This window comes from Flavobacterium sp. CAN_S2 (assembly GCF_015752255.1).
Classification (GTDB): Bacteria; Bacteroidota; Bacteroidia; order Flavobacteriales; family Flavobacteriaceae; genus Flavobacterium.
The window spans coordinates 1702195-1717770 of the sequence record NZ_JADOVA010000001.1; the positions used below are offsets into that span (position 1 = coordinate 1702195).

Annotated in this window: 14 protein-coding genes and 1 riboswitch; all 14 genes read left to right on the forward strand. The window is 35.8% G+C overall.

The annotated features are described in order from the left end of the window. Positions 1 to 18 precede the first annotated feature (18 nt). The 14 genes from thrA to IWX80_RS07685 all read left to right on the forward strand — a co-directional run bounded on the left by thrA (position 19) and on the right by IWX80_RS07685 (position 15402). A complete protein-coding gene (gene thrA, locus IWX80_RS07620) occupies positions 19 to 2433 on the forward strand; it encodes a bifunctional aspartate kinase/homoserine dehydrogenase I (protein ID WP_196852862.1) in 2415 nt (804 codons plus the stop codon). A gap of 50 nt (positions 2434 to 2483) precedes the next feature. After that, complete coding sequence (locus IWX80_RS07625) at positions 2484 to 2840, forward strand: hypothetical protein (protein ID WP_196852863.1); 357 nt, start codon at positions 2484 to 2486, stop codon at positions 2838 to 2840. Positions 2841 to 2920: 80 nt separating this feature from the next. Further along, the gene (locus IWX80_RS07630) at positions 2921 to 3346 is read left to right on the forward strand and encodes an OsmC family protein (protein WP_196852864.1); all 426 of its coding nucleotides are present in this window, start codon (positions 2921 to 2923) and stop codon (positions 3344 to 3346) included. Positions 3347 to 3412: 66 nt separating this feature from the next. After that, complete coding sequence (locus IWX80_RS07635) at positions 3413 to 4585, forward strand: trans-sulfuration enzyme family protein (RefSeq protein ID WP_196852865.1); 1173 nt, start codon at positions 3413 to 3415, stop codon at positions 4583 to 4585. Between the two features lie 200 nt (positions 4586 to 4785). Next, a complete protein-coding gene (locus tag IWX80_RS07640) occupies positions 4786 to 5196 on the forward strand; it encodes an RrF2 family transcriptional regulator (RefSeq protein WP_113664375.1) in 411 nt (136 codons plus the stop codon). 116 nt (positions 5197 to 5312) lie between these two features. Then, positions 5313 to 6215, forward strand: a complete 903-nt coding sequence (locus IWX80_RS07645; RefSeq protein WP_196852866.1) for a sulfite exporter TauE/SafE family protein — start codon at positions 5313 to 5315, stop codon at positions 6213 to 6215. Positions 6216 to 6229: 14 nt separating this feature from the next. Further along, the gene (locus IWX80_RS07650; protein ID WP_196852867.1) at positions 6230 to 6931 is read left to right on the forward strand and encodes a phosphoadenylyl-sulfate reductase; all 702 of its coding nucleotides are present in this window, start codon (positions 6230 to 6232) and stop codon (positions 6929 to 6931) included. Positions 6932 to 7041: 110 nt separating this feature from the next. After that, positions 7042 to 7941 carry a sulfate adenylyltransferase subunit CysD gene (gene cysD / locus IWX80_RS07655; RefSeq protein WP_196852868.1) on the forward strand — a complete coding sequence of 300 codons (900 nt, stop codon included), beginning with the start codon at positions 7042 to 7044 and terminating at the stop codon, positions 7939 to 7941. 96 nt (positions 7942 to 8037) lie between these two features. Next, complete coding sequence (locus tag IWX80_RS07660) at positions 8038 to 9282, forward strand: sulfate adenylyltransferase subunit 1 (RefSeq protein ID WP_091173250.1); 1245 nt, start codon at positions 8038 to 8040, stop codon at positions 9280 to 9282. A gap of 29 nt (positions 9283 to 9311) precedes the next feature. Then, positions 9312 to 11402: a nitrite/sulfite reductase gene (locus tag IWX80_RS07665; RefSeq protein ID WP_196852869.1), complete on the forward strand. Its 2091-nt coding sequence runs from the start codon at positions 9312 to 9314 to the stop codon at positions 11400 to 11402. Further along, positions 11395 to 12168: a uroporphyrinogen-III C-methyltransferase gene (cobA, locus tag IWX80_RS07670; protein WP_196852870.1), complete on the forward strand. Its 774-nt coding sequence runs from the start codon at positions 11395 to 11397 to the stop codon at positions 12166 to 12168. The genes IWX80_RS07665 and cobA overlap by 8 nt, the downstream gene beginning before the upstream one ends. Positions 12169 to 12170: 2 nt before the next feature. Further along, positions 12171 to 12761, forward strand: a complete 591-nt coding sequence (locus IWX80_RS07675) for a precorrin-2 dehydrogenase/sirohydrochlorin ferrochelatase family protein (RefSeq protein WP_196852871.1) — start codon at positions 12171 to 12173, stop codon at positions 12759 to 12761. Between the two features lie 110 nt (positions 12762 to 12871). Beyond that, a complete protein-coding gene (locus IWX80_RS07680) occupies positions 12872 to 13924 on the forward strand; it encodes an NAD(P)/FAD-dependent oxidoreductase (RefSeq protein WP_131909411.1) in 1053 nt (350 codons plus the stop codon). Between the two features lie 92 nt (positions 13925 to 14016). Next, positions 14017 to 14136, forward strand: a riboswitch (SAM riboswitch). A 264-nt stretch (positions 14137 to 14400) separates the two neighbouring features. Then, positions 14401 to 15402, forward strand: coding sequence for a homocysteine S-methyltransferase family protein (locus IWX80_RS07685; protein WP_196852872.1), 1002 nt, complete (start codon positions 14401 to 14403; stop codon positions 15400 to 15402). The last annotated feature ends 174 nt before the right edge of the window (positions 15403 to 15576 follow it).

Here is a 15576-nt window from a genome sequence, read left to right on the forward strand (position 1 = left end):
GCCAAAAAACACAACACAATGAAAATATTAAAATTTGGAGGTAAATCTTTATCGAATGGCGACGGAATAAATAAGGTTGTTGCGATTATAACCGATAAAGTAAATCAAGGAGAGGAAATTGCCATTGTAGTTTCAGCAAGAGGGAATGCCACAGATGAACTAGAAGAAATTTTAAAGGTTGCGGCTACTAATAAGGATTATAAACTGCTTTTTGAAGATTTTAAAAAATACCAGCAAGATGAATATGAGAACGTAGATTTGTCTGAGGAGTTCAATGTTTTGGAAAAATTATTTGAAGGCGTTAGTTTAATTGGTGATTACAGCAACAAAATTAAAGACCAGGTTTTATCTAAAGGAGAATTACTTTCGGCAAAATTACTGACAGCTATTCTCGTTGAAAATGGAATAAATGCCCGTTTTGCCGATACTCGAGAATTGATAAAAACAGATTCAAAATTTGGTGATGCGCAACCTTTGGAACAAATTTCGAAGAAAAATGTCATCAATTATTTCAAACAAAACAACGGAACAACCGTAAATATTGTTACAGGTTTCATCGGTTCTAATAATAATAATGACACGACCACTTTAGGGAGAAACGGCAGTAATTACACCGCTTCGTTGATAGCGAATTACTTAAATGCAGACGAATTACAAAATTACACACACGTAGACGGAATTTATACCGCTAATCCAGACTTGGTGCTTGACGCTAAAAAGATTGACCATTTGTCATTTAATGAAGCGAATGAAATAGCCAATTTTGGTGCGACGATTCTTCATGCCAAAACGATCATTCCTTTATTGGAAAAAAACATTCCGCTTCGTATTTTGAATACTTTCAACCACGAAAATAAAGGAACATTAATTACTTCTAATTCTAACAAGGAAGGCATTAAAACGCTTTCGGTACTTGAAAATGTTTCTTTAGTGAATCTGGAAGGAAGAGGATTGCTTGGTAAAACTGGTGTTGATGCCCGTATTTTCAGAGTGATGGGCGACAATGATATTAGTGTGAGTATTATTTCTCAAGGTTCTTCAGAACGAGGAATTGGTTTGGTAGTTGCCGCTGATAAAGCCACTAAAGCCATGATTGAACTAGAGAAAGAATTCGAAAATGATTTCTATTCGAAAGATGTGAATAAAATCACGGTGACCGATGCTGTTTCGGTGATTTCTATCATTGGGCAGGATTTGAGTACGTTTCACAAGCCTTATACGGCGTTGATAAAAAATAAAATTGTCCCGATTCTTTTCAATAATACGGTTACAGGTAAAAACGTGAGTTTGGTGGTGAAAAAATCGCAACTGAACAAAGCCTTAAACGTGATTCACGGAGAGATTTTTGGAGTTTCAAAGAAAATTAATATTGCTATTTTTGGACATGGTTTAGTAGGCGGAACGTTGATTAATCAAATATTGGAATCAGCAGCAACCATTGAAAAAAGAAAAGACATTAAGTTGAATGTTTTTGCGATTGCCAATTCAAGTAATGTACTTTTAAATAAAAATGGTGTTACTCCAAATTGGAAAAATGAAATTCAAAACAATGGATTCTCTTATAGTATTAATGACGTAATTGCATACGCAACCGAGCATCATCTTGAGAATTTAATTGCGATTGATAACACGGCAAGTGCCACATTTGTTGAAAATTATATTCCTCTAGCAGAAAGTAGCTTTGATTTGATTTCATCTAATAAAGTAGCGAATACATTAAGTTATAGTTTTTATAAAAAATTACGAAAAGTGCTAGCAGATAATCAAAAAAGTTATCTTTATGAAACGAATGTTGGAGCGGGATTGCCATTGATTGATACGATTAAATTATTGCATCTTTCTGGTGAAAATATCACGAAAATTAAAGGTGTTTTCTCAGGAACATTGAGTTATTTATTCAATAATTTTTCTGCAAAAGACGCTCCGTTCAGCGAAATATTGAAAGAAGCAATTGAAAACGGATATACTGAGCCGGATCCAAGAGAGGACTTGTGCGGGAATGATGTAGGTAGAAAATTATTGATTTTGGCCAGAGAATTAGACTTGCAAAATGAGTTTGAAGAAATTGATATTCAAAATTTAATTCCAGAACATTTACGTGAAGGAGATGTTTCTGATTTTCTAAATAAATTGACAGAGTTCGATCCAATTTATGCGAAAATAAAAGCCGATCAAAAACCTAATCACGTGTTGCGATACATAGGCGAATTGTCAGGCGACTTGCAAAATGACAAAGGAAATCTGGAAGTTAAATTAGTTTCGGTTCCTTCAGATACTGCCTTAGGCGGGCTGAAAGGTTCGGATTCTTTCTTCGAAATTTACACAGAATCGTATGGAGACCGACCAATCGTGATTCAAGGCGCAGGCGCAGGATCAGCAGTAACGGCGAGAGGTGTTTTTGGCGATATTTTGAGATTATCGGATAAAGGGTAATTAAAGTGAACAGTGTTCAGTTTTGAGTGTTCAGTAAGAAAGCATATAGTATGGATGTCGTTTTTATTATTGTTGGAATGAATGTTTCAATTCTGTTTTTGTTTGACAAAAGTAAATTAGATAATAAACAATGGTTTTTTAAACTATTAATTTTAAATGTAATATTATTTTTAGTTGCTTTGATAAGTTTTTCTGCTGGTTTTGGAAAGAACACAGCCATTAATTCATTATTTGTGCCATTGATGGCGCAGTTTGCATATTATGTTTTAAGCAAATCATTTTACTTAAAATATAAAAGAAACAGTGTTGATACTTACTGGACAATGGATAGAGCACTATTTTTAGACGGTTGGTTCAATAGTATGTTCTGGCTTATTTCAATATTACTTTTTCTATTCGTGTTGTAATAAAATATAAATTTAAAAAAAAGGGACTGCCTCCAGTCTTGGCTCCTTTCCCTTCGGGGAGGGTTGGGGAGGGGAATAATATGAAAATAACATTAAACAGAGTAAACGACAATTTCCATTTCGAATTAAAAAATGAAAGAGGACATATAGTTAACGTTGATAGCCGACCAGAATTTGGAGGAAATGATATGGGTGCAAGTCCAATGGAATTGGTATTGATGGGTGTTGCTGGTTGCAGCGCCATTGATATGATTTCAATTTTGAAAAAACAACGTCAGGAAATCACCTCTTTCAAAGCTGAGGTAGAAGGAGAACGTGTACAAGTTGGAGAAGCGAAACCATTCAAGGATATTAACATTGTGTTTTATTTGGAAGGGCCAATAAACGAAGAAAAAGCAGCGAGAGCCGCACAACTTTCTTTTGAAAAGTACTGTTCGGTTTCTAAAACATTAGAGCCAACAGCAACTATACATTACAAAGTAGTTTTGAATAATAAACCACTGTAGTTTAAGCAAAGTATTTGGATTTAATGTTCCAAAAACTTTAAGCCTTAAACCTTAAACGATAAAAAAATGAACAATCAAGAATTTGGTTTTGAAACCCAAGCCATACGCAACCAACTAGAAAGAACGCAATTTTTAGAGCATTCAGTGCCTTTGTATTTAACTTCCAGTTTTGTATTTGAAGATGCCGAAGACATGCGTGCTTCTTTTGCCGAAGAAAAAGATAGAAATATTTACAGCCGTTATAGCAACCCAAACACTAACGAATTTGTTGATAAAGTTTGTGCTATGGAAGGTGCTGCAGCTGGTTTTGCCTTTGCATCCGGAATGGCTGCGGTTTATTCAACCTTGGCAGCTTTATTGAAATCTGGAGATCATATTGTTTCTTCCAGTAGTATTTTTGGAGCCACACATTCGTTGTTCATTAATTATTTTCCAAAATGGAATATTGAAACTTCCTATTTTGATATTAACAAGCCAGAAACCATTGAAGGTTTGATTACGCCTAATACCAAGATTCTTTTTGCCGAATCACCTACCAATCCGGCGGTTGATATTATCGATTTGGAATTGCTTGGGAATATTGCCAAAAAACATAATTTGATTTTGATTATTGATAACTGTTTTGCAACGCCTTATTTACAGCAACCGATAAAATGGGGTGCACATTTAGTAGTGCATTCAGCTACAAAATTAATGGACGGTCAAGGGAGAGTTTTAGGCGGAATAACAGTTGGTGATGCTGAATTGATTCAGAAAATCTATTTGTTTTCCCGACTTACAGGACCTTCTTTATCGCCTTTTAATGCGTGGGTATTGTCTAAAAGTTTAGAGACATTAGCGATTCGTTTAGATAGACATTGTGAAAACGCCTTGAAAGTAGCGGAGTTTTTAGAGCAGCATCCTAATGTGAATAAGGTGAAATATCCATTCTTGAAATCGCATCCGCAATATGAAATTGCTCAAAAGCAAATGAACTTGGGCGGAAACATTGTAGCTTTTGAAATAAAAGGTGGTCTTGAGGCAGGAAGAGCTTTTTTAGACAAAATAAAATTATGCTCTTTATCACCAAATTTGGGCGACACCAGAACAATCGTAACGCATCCAGCATCAACAACACACAGTAAGCTATCTGTTGAAGAACGTTTGGCAGTCAGTATTACCGATGGTTTAGTGCGTGTTTCAGTAGGACTGGAAACCGTTAAAGATGTTATTGCCGATTTAGAGCAGGCATTGTCTTGATGATTTTTGATTTGGGATTAACGGTTTTCTCCCGAAGTTTCGGGAGCAGATTTCCAATCTAACAACAATCGTTAATCTCCTTTCACCATTTTTCATTCAAAAAGTATATTTTTGTTGTTACAATAAAAGACAAATAGATTTCTGATTATGTAAAATCTGAAATCAAAAATCGTTAATCTTCAATCTTATATCTTTTTTAAATGCTTTCGAAAAAAACAAAATACGGAATAAAAGCTCTTACTTTTTTGGCGCGCCAAAAAGACAATTCTCCTGTTCAAATAGCAGAGATAGCCAAGAGCGAGACTATTTCGATCAAGTTTTTAGAAAGTATTTTATTATTACTGCGCCATTCGGGTTTTTTGGGTGCCAAAAAAGGAAAAGGTGGAGGATATTATTTGATAAAAGATCCCAAAGACATCAATATGGCTCATGTGTATCGCATTCTTGAAGGGCCAATTGCATTACTTCCTTGTGCCAGCCATAATTTTTATGAGCCTTGTGTAGACTGTTCAGATGAAGCCACTTGCGCGGTTCGGAAACTGATGATTGAGGTGCGCGATAATACACTTAAAATCTTAGAAAGTAACACCTTGGCTGACATTGCCTTTTAAAGAATATATCACAAAATAAATTTTGTAGTTAACTTAAATTATTTACTTTTGCATAATAATCTACTATTCCGATAGGGCAATAGATTTAAGCTTAAGAAAATTGAATTAAAAAAAGTATGAGTAAAGAATTGAAAACCATTACGATAAATGAAAAATCGGAAACTACTTTTAAAGAACGCTTGTGGGTTATTATTCCCGTTGTTTTACTAGTAGGATTAATTTCTACATTGGTTTACAATCATCATGCTGAATTTTCTTGGAGTGGCCTAATAGCAGGCTTTAATCAGGAATTTTTAATCTTTTTCTGTATTGGTGTTTTTGCACAGTTAGTAGATGGAACTTTAGGAATGGGGTATGGAGCAACTTCTACTTCTTTTTTATTGGCGTATGGAATTCCACCGGCGATAAGCAGTACAGGAGTTCATGTTGCTGAAATGTTTACAACAGGAGCTTCGGCTATTTCTCATCATCGCTTTGGGAACATCAATAAAAAACTAGTGAGACATCTATTGATTCCGGGTGTTTTAGGTTCTATTGCGGGTGCTTATTTATTGTCGGATGTAATTGATGGGGATGCGATAAAGCCTTTTATTGCGGTATACATGATAGGGCTGGCAATTATAATCATCAGAAAAGCAATGCAGAAAAACATCATTAAAAAGAAAACCAAGCGACTGAATATTTTAGCTTCTTTTGGAGGCTTTATGGATGCTGTTGGTGGTGGTGGATGGGGCCCAATTGTGACTTCGACCTTATTAGGGCGCGGTAGAAATCCACGATATACTATTGGTTCTGTCAATGCAGCGGAGTTTGCGGTAGCTTTTGCAAGTGGTGTAACTTTCATGCTTTTTGGAGGAATACAAGGATGGCAAGTGATTATAGGGTTGATTTTGGGTGGTGTGATTGCTGCTCCAATTGCCGCAATTTTAGTCAATAAAATAAAGAGAAAGCCTATGATGATTTTGGTAGGGATTTTAATTATTGTTTTGAGTTTAAAAACACTGTCTAAATTATTATAAAGAGAAATGAAATTATGAGCATAGCGATAACAAATACTTTATTAGAAAAAACAAGAAGCTTATCTATCGAGGAAACGCTTACTTTTTTGGCTGATGAATTTAAAGGCAAAGTAGTTTTTTCTACTTCTTTTGGACAGGAAGACCAAGTGATTACGGCTTTAATTGGAAAAAATAATTTACCTATTACCATTTTTACTTTAGATACCGGAAGATTATTTCAAGAGACTTATGATGTTTTTCATAAGACCTTGAAAAAGTATCAAATAGATATTAAAACTTATTTTCCGGAAACAAGTGCGGTTGAAGAGTTATTAAATCAAAAAGGCCCAAATAGCTTTTATGAATCAGTAGAGAATAGAAAAGAATGTTGTTTCATTCGAAAAGTAGCGCCTTTGACTAAAGCTTTAAAAGGAAATTCGATTTGGATTACCGGTTTAAGAGCCGAGCAATCCGAAAATAGAAATGATTTAGACCTTTTTGAATACGATGAAAAATTCGATATTATAAAATTCAATCCGTTATTAAAATGGACTTTAGAAGAGGTTCAAAAATATATAGATGATAATAATGTGCCGCAAAACGTACTACATAAACAAGGTTTTGTGAGTATAGGTTGTGCGCCTTGTACAAGAGCCATTACACCTGGTGAAGATATAAGAGCTGGAAGATGGTGGTGGGAATCCAGTCATAAAGAATGTGGTTTACACCAGAAATAGAAAACAGAGATTAGAATAAAGAGAAAAGAAAAAATAATAATAGTTAAGAGATTTTAGATGAGGTTTAAACAACCTTAAACTTTAAACTTTCAACTTTTAAACTAATAATAATGAGTACCATATTAAAAACAAACGCATTAGAAAGCGAAGCGATATACATATTTAGAGAAGTAATTTCTCAGTTTGACAAGCCGGTTTTACTTTTCTCTGGTGGAAAAGATTCGATTACATTGGTGCGTTTAGCGCAAAAAGCATTTTTTCCTGCAAAAATTCCTTTTCCATTGTTGCATGTAGACACGGGACATAACTTTCCGGAAACTATTTCTTTCAGAGATAAATTGGTTGCTGAATTAGGATTAGAATTAATCGTTCGTAATGTTCAGGATGCTATTGACGAAGGTAAAGTGGTGGAAGAATCAGGTAAATACTCCAGCAGAAACAGTTTGCAAACAACTACACTTTTGGATGCAATCGAAGAATTCAAATTTGATGCTTGTATTGGTGGAGCGCGTCGTGATGAAGAAAAAGCAAGAGCTAAAGAACGTATTTTTTCTGTTCGGGATGATTTTGGTCAATGGGATGAGAAAAACCAACGTCCGGAATTATTTGATATTTTGAACGGGAAAATTGAAAATGGTCAAAACGTTCGTGTTTTTCCAATTTCGAACTGGACAGAGCTTGATGTTTGGAGTTATATTGAGCAAGAGCAAATCGAAATTCCATCGATTTACTTTTCACACAAACGTAAAGTATTCTTGAGAGACGGTATGATTTGGTCTCATTCTCCATTTGTGTACCAAGAAGAAGATGAGGAAATTGAAGAAAGAATTGTTCGTTTTAGAACCGTTGGAGATATGAGTTGTACTGCAGCTGTTGATTCTTACGCAGCAACAATTCAAGAAGTAGTAGGCGAAATCAGAACTTCAACTATTTCAGAAAGAGGAGCCAGAATTGATGACAAACGTTCTGAAGCTGCAATGGAGAAAAGAAAACAACAAGGGTACTTTTAGAATACCAATTGAAAGATTTAAGGATTTAAAAATTAAAAGATTTAAGGTAAGGAGTTTTTAAAACTTGAAACTTTAAACCTGAAACAAAGATATATAATGGAAGTTTTAAAAATAGCAACAGCAGGAAGTGTAGATGACGGAAAGAGTACCTTAATCGGAAGATTATTATACGATACAAAATCATTGACTACAGATAAGATTGAAGCAATAGAAAAAAGCAGCAAACAAAAAGGATATGATTATTTAGATTTCTCATTGGCTACCGATGGTTTAGTTGCTGAGAGAGAACAAGGAATCACGATTGATGTGGCGCATATTTATTTTTCGACAGCCAAGAAAAGTTACATTATTGCCGATACTCCGGGTCACGTAGAATATACACGTAACATGGTTACGGGAGCTTCGACTTCGCAGGTTTCTATCATTTTGATTGATGCTCGTAAAGGAGTTATTGAGCAAACGTACCGTCACTTTTTTATCAATAATTTATTGAGAGTAAAAGAAGTGATTGTTGCGGTAAACAAAATGGATTTAGTTGATTATTCGGAAGAAGTTTACAATAAAATCAAAGCTGATTTTCAGGCATTGAACAGCAAAAGTTCATTCAAAGAGCAAAACGTAAGTTACATTCCGTTGAGTGCTATCAATGGAGGAAACGTTGCAGACAAATCAGAAAACATGCCGTGGTACACTGGACAAACGGTTTTGGAACATTTAGAAGCTTTAGAGCCGGAAGATGTTTTTGAAACAGGAAAAGCTCGTTTCCCTGTTCAAACAGTTATTCGACCAAAAACGGAAGAGTATCACGACTTCAGAGGATATGCCGGAAAATTATACGGAAACAATATCAAAGTGGGTGATGCGGTAACAGTTCTTCCTTCTTTGACAGAATCTAAAGTGACCAATATTCACTTTTTCGATCAGCAATTTGATGAAGCGACTGCAGGTTCTTCGATTACTTTGGAATTGGAAAATGATATCAATGTAACAAGAGGCGACATGATTGTAAAATCGGATGAGTTGCCTAAAATCGAAAAAGATATCAATACAACGATTTGCTGGATGGACAGCAAAAAGTTAGTTCCAGGTGCTAAATATTTGGTACAACACAATACAAACAGAGTTTTGGCAAAAATTGAAAGCGTGAAAAACGTAATCGCTACAGATTATTCTGGTGTTACACCAGCGACTCAATTGGCTATAAATGAAATAGGCGAAGTAAATATTAAATTAAGCAAAGCTTTGTATTTTGATGCCTATAATGACAACAAATCAAACGGCGCTTTTATATTAATTGATGCTGCAACCAACACAACTGCTGGAGTTGGATTTATAAACTAAATCTAACTTTTGCCAAAAACAACACACAGATGGAAAGTTTTAGAACCGAAATAGAAAACCCGATTGTCCAAAAAGACATTATCGATTTAGAAAGAAAAATTGCTTTATTCCGTGACGGAAAAATTGATGATGAACGTTTCCGCAGCCTTCGTTTGGCGAGAGGAGTGTACGGTCAACGTCAGGAAGGCGTACAAATGATTCGTATCAAATTGCCTTTTGGTAAGGTGACCAGCGAACAACTGACTCGTATTACCAAAGTTTCAGATGAATATTCTACCGGACGTTTGCACATTACAACGCGTCAGGATATCCAGATTCACTATGTAAGTTTGGACAGAACGCCACAACTTTGGGCTGAACTGGAAAAAGATGATGTTACACTTCGTGAAGCTTGTGGAAACACCGTAAGAAATATTACGGCTAGTGAAACAGCAGGAATTGATTTAGAAGAACCTTTTGATGTGTCGCCTTATGCGCACGCTATGTTTCAGTTTTTCTTGAGAAATCCGGTTTGTCAGGAAATGGGACGTAAATTCAAAATTTCATTTTCTTCTTCGGATAAAGATACGGCGTTGAGTTATTTACACGATTTAGGATTTATTCCAAGAATTGTAAATGGCGAAAGAGGATTTAAAGTAATGTTAGGCGGAGGATTAGGTTCTCAGCCACATCACGCGGAATTATTGTCAGAGTTTATTCCTGTAAACCAAATTATTCCAACAACCGAAGGTGTTTTGAGAATTTTTGACCGCTATGGCGAAAGAGCGAAACGTTTGAAAGCGCGTATGAAATTCTTAATCAAAGATATTGGTAGAGATGAATTTTTAAAACTGGTTGATGAAGAGAAAAAAGCATTGTCTCATCAAACAGTTGAAATAGATACGACAGCTTTTGATGGTGAAATTCCAGCTCCTTTATTGGAAGTTCCAAAAGTAGTAATCGAAGACACGGCAGCTTTCGACGCTTGGAAAAAATCAAATGTAATTGCGCAAAAACAAGCGGGTTATGTAGCTATTGGAATAAAAGTTTTGTTAGGGGATTTTTATACCGATAAAGCAAGATTATTAGCGGATTTGATTAAAAATTATGCGGCGAATGAATTGCGTTTTACATTGAGACAGGATATTTTAATTCGTCACGTAAAAGAAGAAAATTTACCGTTTTTCTACCAAGAATTAGCCAAGTTAGATTTTGTGGCTCAGGGTTACAATACCATTTCAGATATTACGGCTTGTCCGGGAACAGATACCTGTAATTTAGGAATTGCCAGCAGTACCGGAATCGCAGTAGAATTAGAAAGAGTTTTAAAAACTGAATATCCACAATACAGCAACAATCAGGAAATCACGATTAAAATTAGTGGTTGTATGAATGCTTGTGGACAACACAATATGGCCGAAATTGGTTTCCAAGGAATGTCAATTAATTCAGGGAAATTAGTGGCGCCAGCATTACAAGTTTTATTAGGCGGAGGAAATTTAGGAAACGGAAACGGAAGATTTTCGGATAAAGTAATCAAAATTCCAAGCCGAAGAGGACCTGATGCATTGCGTTTCATCTTAAATGATTTTGAAGCGAATGGGAACGGACAATCATTCTTGAATTATTATGATGCCAAAGGTGAGAAATACTTCTACGAATTTTTGAAACCATTAGCCGATTTGACTAATCTTACCGAAGCTGATTTTGTAGATTGGGGAAATGCAGACAACTACGTAAAAGCAGTTGGAGTTGGAGAATGCGCTGGTGTTGTTATTGATTTAGTGGCTACCTTATTATTGGAAGCGAAAGATAAATTAACTTTCGCACAAGAAGCTTTTGATGATGCAAAATGGGCAGATGCAATTTACTTGGCATACGCAGGATTTGTAAATGGTGCCAAAGCATTATTATTGGCTGAAAACCAAAAAACAAATCACCAAGCTGGAATTATCGATTTGTTTGATACAGTTTTCGTAGCAACAAATATCATTCAATTGAAGACAACATTAAGAGATTTAGTATACCAAATCAATCAGAATGAACCTTCTGCTGAATTTGCACAAAATTACATTCAAGATGCAATTGTCTTTTTTGAAGCAATTGAATCGTACAGAGAAAAAGACTTAGCCGATGCTTAAAAAGATACAACCAATAGTAACCCTAGTGGGTGCGGGTCCAGGTGATCCGGACTTATTGACAATCAAAGGTGCAAAGGCACTGGCTGAGGCAAATGTGATTTTGTATGACGCTTTGGCAAACGAAGAAATTTTAAGTTATGCTCCTAAAAAAGCAATTAAAATATTCGTTGGAAAAAGAAAAGGCTGTCATGAATACACGCAAGACCAAATCAACCAATTAATTGTAGATAACGCGCTTACCTACGGGCATGTGGTTCGGTTAAAAGGTGGTGATCCATTTATTTTTGGTCGTGGGGGTGAGGAAATAGACTTTGTAGAAAGTTTTGGGATACCTACATTTGTAGTGCCTGGAATCTCATCTTCGATTGCTGTTCCTGCTTATCAAGGAATTTCATTGACTAAAAGAGGTGTTTCGGAAAGTTTTTGGGTAATTACGGGTACAACGTCTGATAGAAAATTGTCAAATGATGTGGCTTTAGCAGCGCAATCATCGGCAACTGTTGTGATTTTGATGGGGATGAGCAAACTGTCTCAGATTATCGATTTGTTCCAAAAAGAATCTAAAGGAGAAACTCCAGTTGCAATTATTCAAAATGGAACTACTGCTCAAGAGAAAATTGGTGTTGGAACAATCAATACAATTCAACAAGTTGTGACGGAGAATAAATTAAGTTCGCCTGCCATAATTGTCATTGGAGAAGTAGTAAAAGAAAGTAATAAATTGAAAGGATTTTACGAAGAATTCATATCAAAAGAAATAAAGTAGCATTGGAACGGAACGAATTATATCCTATTTTTTTAAAATTACACAACCTCAACGTACTTATTGTGGGTGGCGGAAATGTGGGTTTAGAAAAATTATCTTTCATGTTGAAATCAAGTCCAAACGCCAATGTTGAGGTGGTGGCGCCAAAGTTTTTACCAGAACTGGAAAGCCTCGCTGCAAAACATCCTTCGGTACATTTGACGTATAGAAAATTCAATCGATGGATGCTTCGTAAACGCAACATGGTTATTGCTTGTACGGATGATTTGAAAGTGAATAAAAGGATTTATGATTTATCCAGAAAAAGATATTTGATTTGCAATATTGCTGATACACCGCCATTATGTGATTATTATTTGGGCGGAATTGTGACCAAAGGAAATGTAAAAATCGCAATTTCAACCAATGGAAAATCACCAACAACTGCCAAAAGATTACGGGAGTTTTTTGAAGAAATCATTCCGGACGATATTAATAAAATGGTTGAAAATCTAAATGAATATCGCAAAACGTTAAAAGGGAATTTCGAAGAAAAAGTTCAAAAAATGAACGAAATCACCGAGTCGTTGAAGAATAAAGAACCAAGAGAATAGCATAAAGAACAAAGAATCCGACTGATATTTATCATTTAAAGTAATATAAATCAATCGTTCATTTGCAATTAAATAGTTTAGCACAATTACATTACATAAAGAATAAAAAAATGATTAAAACAGACATACTTATAATAGGAGCCGGACCTACGGGTTTATTTGCAGTTTTTGAAGCAGGATTGTTAAAATTAAAATGTCATATTCTGGATGCTTTGCCACAAGCGGGCGGACAATTATCTGAATTATATCCTAAAAAACCTATTTATGATATTCCAGGATTTCCTGAAGTATTAGCGGGAGATTTAGTAGATAATCTAATGGAGCAAATCAAGCAATTCGAACCTGGATTTACTCTTGGTGAACGTGCTGAAACAATTGAAAAACAAGAAGACGGAACTTTTATTGTGACTTCAAATAAAGGAAAAAAATTCCATGCTCCTGTAGTAGCAATAGCAGGTGGATTGGGAAGCTTTGAGCCAAGAAAACCATTGATTGAAGACATCGAATTTTACGAAGATAAAGGAATTAAATACTTTATCAAAAATCCAGAGAAATTCAGAGACAAAAAAGTAGTAATCGCTGGAGGAGGAGATTCAGCTTTAGACTGGAGTATTTTCTTGTCGAATGTAGCTTCTGAAGTGACTTTGATTCACCGTAGAAACGAATTCAGGGGTGCTTTAGATTCTGTAGAAAAAGTACAGGAATTGAAAAACTCGGGTAAAATAAAAATGATTACCCCTGGAGAAGTTGTTGGCTTGAAAGGTGCTGAACATTTAGAAGGAGTTGTAGTCGAGGAAAATGGAGCACACCGAACTATTGAAACGGATTATTTTATTCCACTTTTTGGATTAACACCTAAATTAGGTCCTATTGGAGACTGGGGATTAGACATTGAAAAAAATGCTATCAAAGTAAATAATGCTTTGGATTATCAAACGAACATACCGGGGATTTTTGCAATTGGTGACGTAAATACCTATCCGGGGAAACTGAAATTGATTCTTTGTGGATTCCACGAAGCGACATTAATGTGTCAGGCAGCCTACCAAATCATTAATCCGGGCAAGAAATACGTATTGAAATACACTACAGTTTCTGGTGTTGACGGATTTGATGGAACTCGTAAAGAAGCTCCAAAAGCCGTGGTGAAAGCCATAGTTTAACAACTTAATTCAAACTAGTTAAAAAATATAGCGCTAATACTTGCAAGTATTAGCGCTATGTCTTTACTTTGCACTGTTCATATATTTATTGAAAGTTATCACGAAAGGCGGAGGGAAAGACCCAATGAAACCTTAGCAACCCTTTATCTTTAAAGAAGGTGCTACATTCTACTTTATACAGAACCAGTTTCAGTATTTAAGATAGATAACACACGAATACTCACTTAGTATTTCTCAAACCTTTTCTTGACAACATATCGATATTTAGCCTACTGGATTAATTTCAGTATCAGGAGCGAACAATTGGCACTTTTCTGCCAATACCGTTCCCGCTTTTCGTTGCAATCTTTTACTTTTTTAAAGAAAAAAGTAAAAGGATTTTCACTGTAATCGGGGCTAAAGGGCTACTATATTGAACTTTTGAAATTATTAATAAAAGCATAACACTTTGGTGTTTAGCAAGAATAAAACAAAAAATGTCAAGTATTCAAGAAGCCATTAAAAAAAACATACTCATACTCGATGGAGCTATGGGAACCATGTTGCAACGCTACAATTTTTCCGAAGAAGATTTCCGTGGAGAACGTTTCAAAGATTTTCCACATTCCTTAAAAGGAAATAACGATTTGTTGTCACTCACGCAGCCACAAGCGATTCGTGCCGTTCACGCAGCGTATTTTGAAGCTGGAGCAGACATTGTAGAAACCAATACTTTTTCTGGAACCACCATCGGAATGGCTGATTACCATCTGGAAGATTTGGTATACGAACTCAACTATGAATCGGCACGAATTGCCCGTGAAGTAGCCGATGAATTCACAGCCAAAAATCCGGACAAACCTCGCTTTGTAGCAGGTTCAATAGGACCAACAAACAGAACAGCAAGTATGTCACCAGATGTAAACGACCCAGGTTACAGAGCAGTAACTTTTGATGATTTGCGTATTGCTTACAAACAACAAGTAGAAGCCTTGATTGACGGAGGAAGTGATTTACTTTTAGTAGAAACTATTTTCGACACGTTAAACGCAAAAGCAGCACTTTTCGCAATCGAAGAAGTTAAAGACGAACGTAATATCGACATTCCAATCATGGTTTCCGGAACGATTACCGATGCTTCTGGAAGAACACTTTCAGGACAAACCGTGGAAGCTTTTTTGGTTTCGGTTTCGCACATTCCATTGTTGAGCGTAGGTTTCAATTGTGCTTTGGGAGCTGATTTGCTGAAACCCTATTTGCAAACTTTGTCACAAAATACTTCATTCAATGTATCGGCGCATCCTAATGCAGGATTGCCAAACGCTTTTGGAGAGTACGATGAAACGCCAGAGCAAATGCAAGCTTTCATCAAAGAATATTTAGACGATAATTTAGTCAATATCATAGGCGGTTGTTGCGGAACAACGCCAGAACACATCAAGTTAATTGCTGATATAGCAAAGGATTATAAGCCGAGGGTTTCTACAGCAACAATGTAACCAAGAATGCCCGCGTGAGGGATAGCAGCGAAAAGCCCACAGTCTCGTCTTTTCGGACGAGACGAGGACTTGCAGCGAATAGCCCGACCCTTTTTGGGTCACGCCCAAAATATTAATAAGATATACGAAACCTACACGTTTGCTGAAATCGTGCAGGATTAAATAAAATAAAAA

Excerpts from the sequence above, each read along its gene's own strand:
- IWX80_RS07680 (WP_131909411.1), top strand. The coding sequence starts at position 12,872 with ATGATTAAAACAGACATACTTATAATAGGAGCCGGACCTACGGGTTTA.
- thrA (WP_196852862.1), top strand. The coding sequence starts at position 19 with ATGAAAATATTAAAATTTGGAGGTAAATCTTTATCGAATGGCGACGGA.
- cysD (WP_196852868.1), top strand. The coding sequence starts at position 7,042 with ATGAGTACCATATTAAAAACAAACGCATTAGAAAGCGAAGCGATATAC.
- IWX80_RS07630 (WP_196852864.1), top strand. The coding sequence starts at position 2,921 with ATGAAAATAACATTAAACAGAGTAAACGACAATTTCCATTTCGAATTA.
- IWX80_RS07635 (WP_196852865.1), top strand. The coding sequence starts at position 3,413 with ATGAACAATCAAGAATTTGGTTTTGAAACCCAAGCCATACGCAACCAA.
- IWX80_RS07625 (WP_196852863.1), top strand. The coding sequence starts at position 2,484 with ATGGATGTCGTTTTTATTATTGTTGGAATGAATGTTTCAATTCTGTTT.
- IWX80_RS07650 (WP_196852867.1), top strand. The coding sequence starts at position 6,230 with ATGAGCATAGCGATAACAAATACTTTATTAGAAAAAACAAGAAGCTTA.
- IWX80_RS07640 (WP_113664375.1), top strand. The coding sequence starts at position 4,786 with ATGCTTTCGAAAAAAACAAAATACGGAATAAAAGCTCTTACTTTTTTG.
- IWX80_RS07660 (WP_091173250.1), top strand. The coding sequence starts at position 8,038 with ATGGAAGTTTTAAAAATAGCAACAGCAGGAAGTGTAGATGACGGAAAG.
- IWX80_RS07645 (WP_196852866.1), top strand. The coding sequence starts at position 5,313 with ATGAGTAAAGAATTGAAAACCATTACGATAAATGAAAAATCGGAAACT.
- IWX80_RS07665 (WP_196852869.1), top strand. The coding sequence starts at position 9,312 with ATGGAAAGTTTTAGAACCGAAATAGAAAACCCGATTGTCCAAAAAGAC.
- cobA (WP_196852870.1), top strand. The coding sequence starts at position 11,395 with ATGCTTAAAAAGATACAACCAATAGTAACCCTAGTGGGTGCGGGTCCA.
- IWX80_RS07685 (WP_196852872.1), top strand. The coding sequence starts at position 14,401 with ATGTCAAGTATTCAAGAAGCCATTAAAAAAAACATACTCATACTCGAT.